Here is a 14532-nt window from a genome sequence, read left to right on the forward strand (position 1 = left end):
TAAGCAATAAGTGAGATCATCGAATCAACACAACGGTACCTTTTTGTTGCTTGGCGGGTTGGCCCTCAAATTGGTAGTTCACTACCCATACGTAGCCTCCGATGGACTGATCTTGACGATTGAGCTTACCATCCCAACCTTGATTGATCTCAGTAGATCGAAATACAATGGTACCCCATCGATTGTAGATCAAAAACTCGTATTTAACAATCTTTCCATACACGGTAGGTTTGATAAGATCGTTTTTCCCATCTCTATTTGGAGTGAAAGCCGATGGAACGAATATTCCTACCAAGCAATCGGTCTTCACCGTTACAGCTATTGAGTCAGTTCCAATACAGCCGTATTGATCGCTCACTTTCAACCAATAATTGCCGGTTTTATTGATGAGCAAGGAAGAACTGTTGGTTCCATCGTTCCACAAATAAGTACTGAATGGAGAAGTTGGCTTTATAGTAAGTTTTTCATACACACAAATAGCAGTATCAGCCGGAAGAAAAGCAGCTGGATTGGTTTGGATAAAATTGATACGCGTAGTATCCGTTCCCTTGCAGCCATTGTTGTCAGTTACTTGAACCGCATAAACTCCCAATCCATTGATCGCAATTGTTTGTGAATTCGCTCCGGTATTCCATACATAAGATTGGTATCCGGCACCTGCATCCAATGTTCGTGTAGTGGCTTCGCAGAGAATGGAATTTTTGTCCAAAACCGGTTTTGGCAGTGCGAAAACATTGGTTACTTGTAGCGTATCGTAAGACTTACATCCAAAATTATTCGTCACCATTACTGAATAAGAACCTAGCGACTTTACGATTAAAGAAGCAGCAGCGCTTCCGTTGTTCCATAGATAAGTGTTGAATCCACCGCCGGGAGTAATAAGAGCGCTATCGCCCGAACAGAAGCTTTTGTCGGGGCCAAGACTAATTGGAGTCGATTGATTTACTTTTATTCGAACTGTATCGTAAGCAAAACAGCCCGGTGTTTTTTCTGCGATTGCTGTATAAACAGTATCAACCAATGGATTCACCACAACCTTTTGAGAACTTGTAGCGTCGATTCGATACGAAGGACTCCAAGCGTAATTTAAAAACTCCGATGTGGCATTCAATTCAACGGTATCTCCGGCGCAAATAACTCGATCGGGGCCAATAGAAAAAGGAATGGGTGGCGCATCCGATACAGTAATGGTATCTCGAAATTCATTGTCACAAGAGTCTTTAACCATCAACCAATATTGCCCGGGTTGATTGATCGTGATTACTGAATCTGTTGCTCCATTACTCCATAAATAAGAGGAATACCGAAATCCGGCTCTCAATTTCATGGTATTCCCTTTACACAAAACGGTGTCCGTTCCAATGTTCAGTGGCGGTGTTTTTGAATCAGCAATGATCACTATTGAGTCTTCCAACGGAGAACAAGCCAGCACTGTACTTGCATAAATAACATGGCGCCCCATTGAAGTAAATCTAACCCTAATCAAAGAATCAGACTGACTCACCACCTGAATGTTTGGAGAGTTTTTCCAAAGAATGGCTTGTCCGCATCCTTTGTTTTTATGCGTTCTATACGTGTAGGTTACATTCAAATTACATATAGATCTTTGCCCTGTGAGCTTAAGGAAACTACAGGAATCAATAAAACTTGGACAAGTATACCTCATCGTTGGGTTGTAGTTTGCAAAAGGAGTTTGTGGTGCTTCTGCAACAGAATTTCCGGCTTGATCGGTAGTCCATTGCAATGTGGTACTTGTTGTAGTAGTAGCAATCAGCTGTGCGTCCTTTTCATACAAACCACAAGAATAGATGGAGCTGTTGCCTAAAGTGTCTACCGGGTAAACGGAAAAACCGGTACTAAAATAATTGGACAATAACGCCGCCGATAGTTCTCTACCACCGATGAATACGCCATCTTTAACCGTTGGTGCATTGAAATAATAACGTGGTTGGCCAACACCTCCCGTTGCTCTTCCCCAAACCAGATCAAGATTGTTATTAAGACGAACCAAAATAGATCTAGTACCATCGCCTTGAAGATTCAATGCACTCGCCCCGAACGTTGAGAGATAAAAACTATTGCCGGATTTCGCAATGCGAATGGTTCCTGCTTGATATGGCCCAAATTGAGGATCAGGAGTGTAGTTTTCAGCAATAAGAGCAGACTTTACAGGATTGCCATCAAAGTCAATTTTTAAGTAGCCGGCGATAGTTGCCAACAGAGGATTACCGGTGGGCGAAACGCAAGCCAACACTAATCCATCTGTTGTAGGCACCATATCTTGCAAACTTGGGATCTTTCCATCCATTAAGTATTGCTTGTGCCAAACAGAAGCACCATCGTTCAAATTCAATTTAAATACCGACGCAGTAGAATTTAATAAGTTATTGTAACCAACAGTACCTGTTACATATACGAATCCATCTTTGATCACCATGGTTTTAAGCCAATTTGACCACACTTGATTATAGTCTAACGAGCGTTGCCATAAAATTTGACCTGTTGCAGAAAAGCGCGTAACGCCGAAGCCAATTACATTATTAGGTGTTGACAATACAACGGCTCCATCGTCGGGTGTTGTTTGCAAAGCAAAAAAACGATCATATTGACCGGTTGAGTTGCGTAAAGCTCTCGTCCAAAGCAGGTTTCCTGAAGCATCAAGTTTAGAGAAAAATTGAGGAAATGAACTTTCGCCGTGAAATAGGAATATTGAACCTGCAGAAGATTCTTTCACGTTTGTAATATCACTGAGGTCATTGGCGCTCAATTCTAACTTCCTGCTCCATTTAATGCAGCCATCAGCTTTTGCACGAATCAAAATACCCATTTGAGCCTCTTGATACGAGTACACACCGGTTCTGTTTCCATAGATAAATAAATCGCCATTAGCAGCAGCAGTTAATCCTCTCATGTCGTATTCTCTTCCGTCTTGTGCATAATAGCGTTTTGCAAAATCTACATCAGCAGGAAAACTTCCGGAATAGAAATAGTGAACCGTTGTGGTATCAGTGCAATTGCCATTATAGGCAACCAGTTGAACAATGGTTAAACCCGTATTTACCGAAACCCCGGCCGGACTATTTAGTACAAAAGGAAAACCATTCACTATAAATTTAAAATCGGTAGCATTGATACTCGCATTGTCAAGCGTAATATAAGCAGGAGCAGAAAAAACGGAATCGCCTTCAATACTCATTTTTGCAACAACACCGCAAGGGTTTGTTTGCTGAGCGAACAAATTAAAAGGCATCAGCCCTATAGCCATGAATAGCAATAAAAAGAGAATTTTGAATCTCATGGAAAATGCGAGCAATTTTTGTATCAATAGGTGCGCTTCAAGATACCATCAAAAAACGGATTTGGTTGAAAATGCCCAAGTTTCAAACACATTAAAATTAATAGACAATTAAAAACTGAAATAAGTTGCTGGGATTTTAACTAAATTGAAGAAAACAACCTGATTTACATGAGAATCGCACTGCTCTTAGTTTTGGGCTTTCCACTTTTCCTGAACGCTCAAACCCCAAAAGACCATCATGCCGGCTCTTTTGCCGACAGCAACCGTCTAAAAAAGATCGAAAAAACATTCCCGATTATTGAAAAACTCTACAAGGACTTTGCAGAGAAAAATCACTACCCGGGCTATGCTTTTGGAATTGTAGTGGATGGTAAGTTGGTATTTAAAGGAGCAGGCGGCTATGCTAACTTAGAAGAAAAGATTCCCGCCACAACAAAATCATTGTTTCGTATTGCATCGATGTCGAAGAGTTTTACGGCACTCGCCATCTTGCATTTACGCGATCAAGGGAAGTTGCGACTCGACGATCCGGTTGAAAAATACATACCGGCAATGAAAGGTCAAGGACTGACAAAAGACGCACCATTGATCACCATTCGCCATTTGATGAGTCATAGCGCAGGATTTCCGGAGGACAATCCTTGGGGCGACCGTCAATTGCAAGACACAGAGAAAGAACTGTTGGACCTGATTGCGAAAGGACTGAGCTTTTCAAATACTCCTGGCGTTGCTTATGAGTACAGCAACCTCGGATTTGCGATGTTGGGATATATTATTCATAAAGCTTCGGGTATGTATTACAGTGACTATGTAAAAAAATACTTACTCGCACCTTTGAATATGAAGCAAACAACTTACGAGTACAGCGAAGTACCGAAAGAAGTGTTTGCTGTAGGCTATCGGTATATTTATGAGAAATGGAGAAAAGAAGTGCCACTTCACGATGGCATTTATGGATCAATGGGCGGTATGATCACTTCAGTGGAAGAATTTGCCAACTATGTGGCCATGCATGAAGCCGCTTGGCCCGAGCGAAACGATGCCGAAACTTTTCCGGTGAAAAGAAGTACAATTCGAGAAATGCACGATCCTTCACGTTTCATTGGTTTAAATACTGCAAGCCGCCTTCCTAATGGAAAAACGCTGATAGCCACTACCAGCTACACGTATGGATTGAACTGGCTTCGTGACGCAAGAGGGATGGTGGTAATTGGCCACAGTGGCGGATTGCCGGGATACGGTAGTAATTGGCGCTTTCTTCCTGAATATGGCATTGGCGTAATATTCTTTGGAAACATTACCTATGCCCCTTGCTCTGCAATGAATCTGCAAATTGTTGATACATTGATAACGATGGCCGATTTGAAACCAAGATTGGTTGGTGTATCTCCAATTCTTGCAAAAAGACAAAAAGAGTTGATCGCTGTTATTCCTACTTGGAATTCAAAGCCTAACATTTTTGCAGAGAACTTTTTCGACGACTATCCTATCGACATCTTAAAAGATCAATCGAAAAAAGTATTTGATGAAATTGGAAGTATTGTGAGCGTAGGAGAAATGGTTGCTGAAAATCAACTGCGAGGCTATTGCATTATTCACGGTTCGAAAAAAGACGCGAGAATGTATTTCACATTATCGCCGGAGAATCCGGCGTTGGTGCAAGAGTATCATTTGGATGTGATAGACTAATTTGAAGATTGGTTGATTAGCTAATTAGTTTAAAAGGGGTGCCGAGGCACCCCTTTTTACAAATTCACAAACTTTCAATGAAACTAATTATCTCAGTTTCATTGCTTCGGGATCCCATTTAATGATCTTTTTATTAAAATAGCTTTCATTACAAGCTAGAGCCGGAGCGGCTGCACGGAAACCGAAGGTAGCATCTTCAACCACAGGTTTTCCGGTTCTAATAGCATCGAAGAAATTGGTAAAGTGATCGAGGTGTTCACTATAGCCGGGTGGTGCTTTAAAAATCACGTCTTCTTTTACTTTCTTTTTACGTTGCTCGGTCGTCCATTTTTCATTGTATTCCTTTTGCATTTCAGCTTGCATGCTTTTCGAGAACGTAAATAAAGAGTCGTAGCCGCCAAAACCCGGAGCTTCGGGCATGATGCTATGTTTTACAGTAATATCGTTACCACGAACATCCATGGTACCTTCAGAACCTACCAAACGAATGATCTCCTGCCCACCTGTTCCACTGATAAAATTTACTTGTAAGGTCATTTGAAAGGCCGGGTGATTGTCATTTGCGCCGTATTGCATCACTCCCGACATTACATCGGGCATGTTTCTGCCATCGAGCCAGTGACTGAACTGACCTGTACTGTAAATTGTTTCCGGGCCTTTTGAATTGGTGATTAAATGGGTTCCACTAAGTAAATGAATGAACAAATCACCTGCCACACCGGTTCCTACCTCTTTGAAAGCACGCCACCAGAAGAACTTCTTAGAATCGTACTCCATTTTTTGAGTGATCTCAATGAAGCGCTCCCAATCGGTTGTTTCTGCACTGGCATCTTTGGGAATGGTGTACTCCCAAGCGCCTATTGAACTTTGACGATCGTATACAGCATTTACCATGTTAAGCTTTCCAATTTCACCCGCTGCCAATAGTTCTTTTGCTTTTGCCAATCCAATACTACTCACACGTTGGCTTCCTACTTGCAATACTTTGCCGTATTTCTTTTGTGCTGCAATTACATCGTAGCCTTCTTTGATCTTATAGATCATGGGTTTCTCCAGATACACATGTTTTCCTTTTGCCATGGCATCGATGGCCATTTTGGCATGCCATACATCGTGTGTTGCAATCAGAACCGCATCAATATCTGGTCTATCGAGTAAATCTTTATAATTTCTAGTGGTGTACAAATCGGCACCATAGGTCTCTTTGGCATTCTCAATTCTTCCGGAATACAAATCGCAGATGCCCGCCAATTCTACTCCGGGAACTTTTAAAGCAGTACCTAAATCGAAATGGCCTTGAACTCCGTACCCAATTACACCCAATCGAATTTTATCACCGGTTGAAATTTTCTTTTCGTATCGAATCATTCTCTCTTCTGCCTTTTCTTTTGCGGCAAAAGAGGCCAAAGGAGATGCGGCAGAGGCAATACTCGCTGCACCAATTTTTTGAAGAAACCTTCTTCTCGAAGATGCATTGTCATTTTTCATATGCAAGTGGTTGTGTTGTGTTTTTATTTTACGATATAGCTAACAAAGGCTATTTTATTACTATCGGGGCTCCAGGAAGGAACATTGATGGTGCCTTGTCCACCAAAGAAAACAGGTGTCAAATCTTTTACTTTTTTCGTGTTCACGTCCATCAACCTGAGCTTCACATTCTTACCAAATAGATGCTGTTGTTTTTCATCAGAAGTATATGCGATGTAAACGATCCATTTATTATCGGGAGAAGGATGAGCAAACCAGTTGGAGTTTTCATCGAAGGTCATTTGTTCCGGGTTAGAGCCATCTGTATTCATTCTCCAAATTTGCATATGGTTAGTTCTATACGAATTAAAATAAATGTATTTACCGTCGTAAGAATAATCGGGACCGTCGTCTAATCCTGTTTCAGTTGTAAGCCTGTGCTCCTGACCTCCATTTATATCAATTGAATAGATATCATAATTGTTATTACGTTCAGCACAATAGGCTAGTGTTTTGCCGTCGCGACTCCAGCCGTGCCAATACGATGGTGTTAATGAAGTGATTGGCTTGGGTGTACCACCTTGCACCGGAAGAATGTAGATGGCAGACTTATAGGGTTTTTTAGCCGTATCAGCTTTGTTGTTGTGACTAATAGCCAACCATTGATGGTCGGGCGAAAGGCCATGATCATTGTTGCATTCCGTGGCGAAACCGGTTGGAAGTTCTTTCATAAGTCTAGTGTTCAAATCAATGGTGTAAAGCTTGCCGTAAGAATTCACAATCAAGTATCCGTCCTTATGCCAATTAGGAGCTTCAATGTGCTTATTGATGGAGTAAATAGTATCTATTTTCAAAGACACTATATCAATCATTTGCACGACGCTAATGGTGTCTGTCTTTTGTTTTTGAGCGTTGGCTTTGATAGTTAGAATAAGGAAAAGGAGCATAATGCATGCACAAAAATAGGATGCACTGAAACTATCTTTAAGAAGCTTTTTCATATAAGCAGGCAATTTGGTTATGGAATATACTGACTTTTTTCGAACCACGGGTTCCGAATTACATGAACGAAATGCTACATTGTTGTTTAACGCGTTGTGCTATTGGCTAATCAAGAAAAACCGATGGTTTCAAAAGCAAGCTTCCTTTCTCCTACATCTGCTTTGTTGCATCCTTCTTATATAGATAAAATGACTCCATTTTTTAAGTACCATTTGTCTATCTCTGCCAAAAACAATGTCCGAAGCCATTTCGAGCATGCTTCGCAAGGCCGAAGGCCTGAAGAAGGATGCGAGAAATATAGTTTGTTAGAGAGGGGTTGCTATTGAAACTATTTTTTTCACTAAACTCGTTGGTGAGTTTTTAAGTTATTAAGTTGTTTAGTTCTTAAGTTTTAGCGCTTTACACAAGACACTGGTTTGAATTGGTGCTTTTGCGCATTCTTGCGTGTACATGAGCGCCATGAGTCAATGGTGAAGCAACTTAAAAACTAAACAACTAAACTACTTAATACCATGTAGCTTTAATGCTTCAAAATTGGATTCTTTCTATAAAACTCGTTCCGAGGTTCCTCTCTCCTTCGTTTGCTTTGCAAACTCAGTCGTTCGGAATGACGCCGCATTTTTTTATTAAAGTATCGATATTTTTCGCTGGACCTTCATCGGCCCTTCGACTAGACCTACGGTCTGCCCTTCGACTGCTCCTGCGGAGCGCTCAGGGACCTCGAAGGTCAGCTCAAAATATCGGTCGGAGGAGTCGCTTAGATAGAAGATGACACTTCTATATAGTCCCTTCGCTCATTAACTATTATGTCATGAAATGTTTCAGACCCTTTATTTCAATAGTACAAGAGGTTTACTTAGCTTTAAAGCACAAAATATAACGATGCAAAAAATTTTCTCTCTGATTGCAGTCCTAGGCCTAGTCTGTTCATGCAATTCAAGTGGTCCAAACATTTTAACAGCTGAAGAACAAAAAGACGGCTGGGAGCTACTATTCGATGGAAAAACCACCAATGGATGGCATTTGTACAATATGGGCAATGCTCCCTCGGTTTGGGAAGTCAAGAATGGCACACTCGTATGCAATCCTAATGGACATAAACTGGAGGAGCACGGCGACCTGGTATCTGACAAAGAGTTTGAAAATTTTGATCTAAAGTTTGAATGGCAAATTACAGAAGGCGGCAACAGCGGTGTTTTCATCAATGTGCTTGAGAGGCCCGATATCATGAAGGCTTGGGGATCGGGACCGGAATATCAATTGCTCGACAATGCCCATCCCGATTTTCCGAATCCCGCAAAAAGAAGTGGTTGTTTGTTTGGTTTTGGTCCGCAGAAAAATCCCGCTGCCAACAAACCAAAGGGAGAATGGAATGAAAGTGAAATCAAACAAGAAAATGGAAAAATTTCCTTCTATTTGAACGGGGTCCTAACCGTTGAAAAAGATCTTACATCTACAGCGTGGCTTGATAGTTTAGCTACCAGTAATTTCAAAACAATGCCTGAATACGGCAAACACACGAAGGGTCGCATCGCTTTGCAAGAATGGAAAGGTGGGGCTTCTTTTAGAAATGTGAAGATTAGGAAATTGTAAGCGGGTGTGATGTGTTGGGGAGTAGGCCTTAGGCTTTAGGCATTTGCTGTTACTTTTTTTTGGAGCTATTTCTTTTTGATACTATTGTTTTCTTGAACCCTGAATTGAACAATATCGGCCACTAGTTCCAATGGCATGGGTTCTGTTAGAGGAAATTGCACTGAGCCTTTACCTTGCTTATAACCTGCCAATCGCTTTTCAAATTTTTTATGTCCGGTTGGAGTTGCATAAAACCCAATATGATGTTCATAGCCTGCAAAGTAAACAAGTGGTTTTTTGTTTAATTTATAAGCAGGCATACCATAGGCGATCATTTCTTCCGCTTCAGGCGCATTTGCCTTGATGGTTTTACGAAGCTTCTTTAATTCCGTCTGAATCTTTTTTGGGAATGATTCGATGTATTCATCAACTGTTGCAAATACACTCTTCATATTACATATGGTTTTTTCAAATTTAGAAAATTAGAGTAAATAAAGAATGGGGCGATGCGACAATTCGGGGTTGTTTTGCGACAAGTTTCTCAATTTTTAGTACCTTCCCAGCAGACAAAAAATCGTATGCTAAAATCTAATCGAAGAAAATTTCTTGCAAGCGCATTTTTCTTAGGTATTGCTGGTAAAATTTTCGGACAAGACAAACAAAAACCTAAAGCAGACAAAACCATGATTGTTCACCATGTATTTTTCTGGCTAAAGAATGCCGGAAACGAAGCCGATAGAGCCAAATTATTAGAAGGATTGCGCACACTGGCAGCTATTAAACATGTAAGCAAACTTCAAGTGGGCATTCCAGCCTCTACTGAAAAAAGAGAAGTTGTAGACAATAGCTATGATGTGAGCGAGTTAATGTATTTCGAAAGTTTAGAGGCGCAAGCTGCGTATCAGAAAGACCCTATCCACTTGAAATTCGTAGAAAACTACAGCCACTTGTGGGCGAAAGTAGTGGTATACGATATGAATGTGGTTTCATAACTTACTTCCTTGTAAGCTACTATACTGAATCCGGCTTTGTGCCGGATTTTTTAATGCCTTTCAGGAACTAACTTGCAGTACAATTTACTTTTATGGAATTAGGTATCATGAGCTTTGCAGATGTGGAACCCGATAGCTCCTCTTCTGCAAAAACACAAGCACGTATCAAAAACTTGATGGAAGAAGTTAAACTCGCCGATGAGTTAGGGCTCGATGTTTTTGGAATTGGAGAACATCACAGGGCCGACTATGCGGTTTCTTCACCTACTACCATACTTGCTGCGGCTGCCATGATCACAAAAAACATCAAACTTACCAGCGCCGTAACGGTATTAAGTTCAGAAGACCCGGTTCGCGTTTACCAACAGTTTGCGACTGTGGATCATCTATCAGAAGGAAGAGCAGAAATGATGGTTGGAAGAGGTTCTTTTATTGAGTCTTTTCCACTATTTGGGTATGACCTGAATGATTATGAGGACTTGTTCGTTGAAAAAATAGACTTGTTACTAAAAATCAATAAAAGCGAAAAAGTTAGTTGGAAGGGAAGGCTACGACCTTCTATCAACAACTTAGGAGTTTATCCTAGAGCAGCACAAACCGAATTGCCGATTTGGTTAGCAGCCGGAGGTACGCCTGCTTCTGCCATTCGAGCGGCACAATTGAAATTGCCTTTAATGTTGGCAATTATTGGAGGCATGCCTGAGCAATTTGTACGTTTCATTAATTTATACAAAGAAGCTTGGAAACAAGTGGGCCATGACCCTGCTGCTCTTAAATTAGGCGTAAACAACCACGTTTTTATTGGCGAAGAATCACAAAAAGCAGCGAATGACTTTTATCCTCACTATGCACAAATGATGTATCGAGTAGGAAAAGAAAGAGGTTGGCAGCCATTGAGCAGAGAGCAATATGATTATTTACGCCAACCGAATGGAGCTTTGATGGTGGGTAGTCCTCAACAAATTATTGATAAAATTTTATTGGAGCACGAACTGTTCGGCAACACGCGCTTTATGGCACAAGCCAGCGTTGGATTTGTTCCACATGAGAAAGTGATGAAGTCGATTGAACTGTTTGGAACGAAAGTGGCACCGGTTGTGAAGAAGGCGGTGAGCGGAGTGGAGCTTGGGCGTTAGGCTTTAGGTTTTGAATTTTGGGTTTTAGGTTTCAGGTTCTATGTTGTTCGTATCATCTAGTACAAAATTCGTTTTAAAGTAAGCGGATCTTCCAATTGCTGATTCAAGAATTGAAGTCGCCTGTTTAAAATCAGTTTTTCGATTCAAGCGAAGCAGTAATTTTGAGCAACCAAACCCAAAAGTTGCATGAAAAAGTATTATATAATCATCGGCGTGATAGTAATCATACAGTTGATTCCCATGACTAAAAACCAAAACGGACCTGAAACTGCTTCCATTGATAAGAAGTATAAAGTACCTGAAGAAGTGGCTGTCATTCTAAAAGATGCCTGCTACGACTGTCATTCGAACAACACTGAATACCCTTGGTATACAAAAATTCAGCCGGTAGGCTTTTGGCTCAACCATCACGTAAATGAAGGAAAAGAGCATTTGAATTTTTCAGAATTTCTCAGTTATCCGGCAACAAGACAATCAAAAAAGTTGGAAGAAGTAGTTGAGACAATTGAGGAGGGCGAAATGCCGCTTGCATCGTATACTTATTTTGGATTGCACAAAAACGCAAAACTTTCAGAAGCCCAAAAGCAGGTGTTGATCAATTGGGCAAAATCAGTGAAATCAGAAATCGTAATCCCCTAATTACAAATTACCTTTCTTCAATTCGCTTACGGCGTGGTTAACAGCTCGCGCTGTTAATGCCATGTAGGTAAGAGACGGATTCTGTGTGCTGGTAGAAACCATGGAAGCGCCATCTGTTACAAATACATTTTTACAATGATGCAAGGCGTTCCATTTATTAAGTAAGGAAGTTTTTGGATCATTGCCCATTCTGATCCCACCCATTTCATGAATATCCAATCCGGGTGCTTGTTTGGTATCTATTTGTAGAATATTTGTACAACCTGCAGCATCCAACATTTCTGAAGCGGAGTTAAGAAAATCTTTCAGCAGTCGTTCATCATTATCATCGTATCCAACTGAAGTAACAAGCTGCGGTATTCCCCATCTATCTTTTTGATCGGTGCTCAATCGTACGTGATTGCTTTCTTTCGGAATGGTTTCGCCTTGCATCGACATGGTCACATTCCATGGACCGGGTTCGGTAATTGATTCTTTAAATGACTCACCAATTCCTTCGCCTGATCCTTTTTGCCTATTGGCCTCATAAAAACTCATATAACCTCGCTGAAAATCCATTTCTTGCTTCTTCACATTTCTAAAATTGGGCATCATGGGTTGCGTAGGTCTTCTGCCATAATGATACCGATCCATCGGTCCATCGTAAGAAGCCGTTACCGTACCACGATAATTGTGAAAGGCAATGAATTTTCCAAGGAGGCCACTATCGTTACCCAAACCATTGGGAAAACGATGTGAGATAGAATTCAACAAGATCAAATTTGAATTCAAGCAAGCCGCATTCACAAATATCACTTTTGCATAAAACTCTTGTTCCTGCATGGTTTCCGCATCAATAATTCGAACCCCTTTCGCCTTTCCTAACTGCTCATCGTATAAAATAGAATGCACCACCGAATGTGGACGAATGGTAAGGTTTCCTGTTTTCATTGCCCAGGGAAGCGTTGCTGAATTGGAACTAAAGTATCCACCAAATGGGCAACCTCGCTCGCACATATTTCTAGCTTGACATTGGCCTCTCCCTTGCTGCAAATGAATAGGCTGGGGATCGGTAAGATGCGCACATCTTCCCTGTACTACATGTCGATCAGCATATGCCGACATTATTTTACTTGCGATGTCTTTTTCAACACAAGTCATCTCAAAAGGGCGAATGAATTCTCCATCAGGCAATGTTTCCAATCCATCTTTGTTTCCGCTGATTCCAACAAAACGTTCCACATGCGAATACCAAGCAGCAAGATCATTGTAGCGTATGGGCCAATCAACGGCGTAGACATCACGTGCAGGGCCTTCAAAATCATAGTGACTCCAGCGTTGCGTTTGGCGGTACCAAAGCAAGCTCTTGCCTCCTACTTGATAGCCCCTGATCCAGTCAAAAGGCTTTTCTTGAACGTAAGGATGTTCTTTGTCTTTTACGAAGAAATGTTGAGTGGCTTCATCGAATGCATAGCACCTTGAAACAACGGGGTTTTGACTAGTAATATCATGCGTCATTTTTAGATGATGCTTGAAATCCCAAGGATTTCTCATGGCAGTGGGATAATCGTTCAAGTGTTCCACCATTCTACCACGTTCCAGTACCAGCGTTTTTATTCCTGCATCACAGAGTTCTTTGGCAGCCCAACCGCCGCTAATACCGGAGCCAATCACAATGGCATCGTAACTATTTTTGGAGGTTGCACGGTTGTTGATGGCGGGAGAGCTGTTGTTCTGTGGCATAAAGGCATCGTTGTAACTTGAAGTTACTGAATAGAACAGGAAGAAGTAAACAAGCAGCCTCTTCAAGAAAAATTTATTTCTTAGATTGTGGTACATTCCACTTCCACATGAACAGAAAACAGTTTCTTCAGTTAACAGGTGGAGCCCTCGGTGCTGCCGCTATTCCCCAATCACTGCAAGCGTTTGATGCTACAGCAAAGGGCAAATTGTCGATTCAACTTTACACCATTCGCGATGCCATAAAAGCGGATCTAGAAGGAAGCTTGAATAAGTTAGCGTCTCTTGGTTTTAAGTATGTTGAAACGGCGTTCTGGCCTGAAAACATCACGCTAAAACGTGCAGCCGATGCAATTAAAGCCGCGGGCTTGAAAGTATCTTCTTGTCATGTAGAATTACCTTTCGACACCAATCAAAAAGTGTTTGTAGAAACAGCTGCTGCTTTTGAATGCAATAGATTGATATGGCATGGGTGGCCGGAAGACAAGCGCTATAGTAGCCTCGCCGGAACTCGTGAATTGATATCGATGTATAATAAGAGTGCTGTATTTGCAAAAGGCTTGGGGCTCGAATTTGGATTACACAATCATTGGTGGGAATTTAGAAACAAAGTGGAAGGCAAACCCGTGTTTGAATATCTATTGAAAGAAACAGACCCTTCGATCTTTTTTGAAATAGACACCTATTGGGTTAAGGTAGCAGGTTATACTCCATCAGATATTATTACAAAGTTTGGTAAGAGAGCTCGGTATTTACATGTAAAAGACGGACCTGCTGAATGGAATGAAAAATTGGTGTCGGATAATCCCGATCCAATGACTGCAGTTGGTAAAGGCACACAAAATATTCCGGGAATCATCAATGCAGCCAAACACGCCGATTATTTTGTTGTTGAAATGGATAAAGTGGAAGGAGATGTGTTTGAGAAGATAAAAGAGAGTGTGGAGTATTTAAAGAAGTTGGGAGTGAGATGAGTGATGAGTTTTATGTTGTGGGTTTTTAGTTTGAGGCATTAGGA

Annotated in this window: 11 protein-coding genes; 6 read left to right on the forward strand and 5 right to left on the reverse strand. The window is 41.2% G+C overall.

Annotated elements, in window-relative coordinates:
* Positions 1–16: 16 nt before the first annotated feature.
* A complete protein-coding gene (locus ACQ2HE_RS01060) occupies positions 17–3298 on the reverse strand; it encodes a gliding motility-associated C-terminal domain-containing protein (protein ID WP_430895388.1) in 3282 nt (1093 codons plus the stop codon).
* Between the two features lie 168 nt (positions 3299–3466).
* On the opposite strand from ACQ2HE_RS01060, the gene ACQ2HE_RS01065 reads away from it, so the two are divergent.
* Positions 3467–4987, forward strand: a complete 1521-nt coding sequence (locus ACQ2HE_RS01065) for a serine hydrolase domain-containing protein (protein WP_430895387.1) — start codon at positions 3467–3469, stop codon at positions 4985–4987.
* An 87-nt stretch (positions 4988–5074) separates the two neighbouring features.
* On the opposite strand, the gene ACQ2HE_RS01070 is transcribed toward ACQ2HE_RS01065, so the two are convergent.
* Both ACQ2HE_RS01070 and ACQ2HE_RS01075 read right to left on the reverse strand, forming a co-directional pair.
* Positions 5075–6475, reverse strand: coding sequence for a Gfo/Idh/MocA family protein (locus tag ACQ2HE_RS01070; RefSeq protein WP_430895386.1), 1401 nt, complete (start codon positions 6473–6475; stop codon positions 5075–5077).
* Positions 6476–6498: 23 nt separating this feature from the next.
* A complete protein-coding gene (locus tag ACQ2HE_RS01075; protein ID WP_430895385.1) occupies positions 6499–7455 on the reverse strand; it encodes a TolB family protein in 957 nt (318 codons plus the stop codon).
* 883 nt (positions 7456–8338) lie between these two features.
* Here ACQ2HE_RS01075 and ACQ2HE_RS01080 point away from each other — a divergent pair.
* Positions 8339–9049, forward strand: a complete 711-nt coding sequence (locus ACQ2HE_RS01080) for a 3-keto-disaccharide hydrolase (protein ID WP_430895384.1) — start codon at positions 8339–8341, stop codon at positions 9047–9049.
* A gap of 65 nt (positions 9050–9114) precedes the next feature.
* On the opposite strand, the gene ACQ2HE_RS01085 is transcribed toward ACQ2HE_RS01080, so the two are convergent.
* Entirely contained in the window at positions 9115–9480 is a 366-nt protein-coding gene (locus tag ACQ2HE_RS01085) for an iron chaperone (RefSeq protein ID WP_430895383.1), read from the reverse strand.
* Positions 9481–9606: 126 nt separating this feature from the next.
* Here ACQ2HE_RS01085 and ACQ2HE_RS01090 point away from each other — a divergent pair, with 126 nt between their 5' ends.
* The 3 genes from ACQ2HE_RS01090 to ACQ2HE_RS01100 all read left to right on the forward strand — a co-directional run bounded on the left by ACQ2HE_RS01090 (position 9607) and on the right by ACQ2HE_RS01100 (position 11795).
* Positions 9607–10020 (forward strand): Dabb family protein, encoded by a 414-nt coding sequence (locus ACQ2HE_RS01090; RefSeq protein ID WP_430895382.1) that lies wholly within the window; start codon positions 9607–9609, stop codon positions 10018–10020.
* Positions 10021–10112: 92 nt separating this feature from the next.
* Positions 10113–11156 carry an LLM class flavin-dependent oxidoreductase gene (locus ACQ2HE_RS01095; RefSeq protein ID WP_430895381.1) on the forward strand — a complete coding sequence of 348 codons (1044 nt, stop codon included), beginning with the start codon at positions 10113–10115 and terminating at the stop codon, positions 11154–11156.
* A gap of 186 nt (positions 11157–11342) precedes the next feature.
* Positions 11343–11795 carry a heme-binding domain-containing protein gene (locus ACQ2HE_RS01100; RefSeq protein WP_430895380.1) on the forward strand — a complete coding sequence of 151 codons (453 nt, stop codon included), beginning with the start codon at positions 11343–11345 and terminating at the stop codon, positions 11793–11795.
* Here the strand turns inward: ACQ2HE_RS01100 and ACQ2HE_RS01105 are convergent, their stop codons facing one another.
* Positions 11796–13517 (reverse strand): GMC oxidoreductase, encoded by a 1722-nt coding sequence (locus ACQ2HE_RS01105; protein WP_430895379.1) that lies wholly within the window; start codon positions 13515–13517, stop codon positions 11796–11798.
* 107 nt (positions 13518–13624) lie between these two features.
* Between ACQ2HE_RS01105 and ACQ2HE_RS01110 the strand changes: the two genes are divergently transcribed.
* Complete coding sequence (locus ACQ2HE_RS01110; RefSeq protein WP_430895378.1) at positions 13625–14488, forward strand: sugar phosphate isomerase/epimerase family protein; 864 nt, start codon at positions 13625–13627, stop codon at positions 14486–14488.
* Positions 14489–14532 lie beyond the last annotated feature (44 nt).

The organism is Endoryza foliicola, from assembly GCF_050589245.1.
Taxonomy (GTDB): Bacteria; Bacteroidota; Bacteroidia; order Chitinophagales; family Chitinophagaceae; genus Endoryza; species Endoryza foliicola.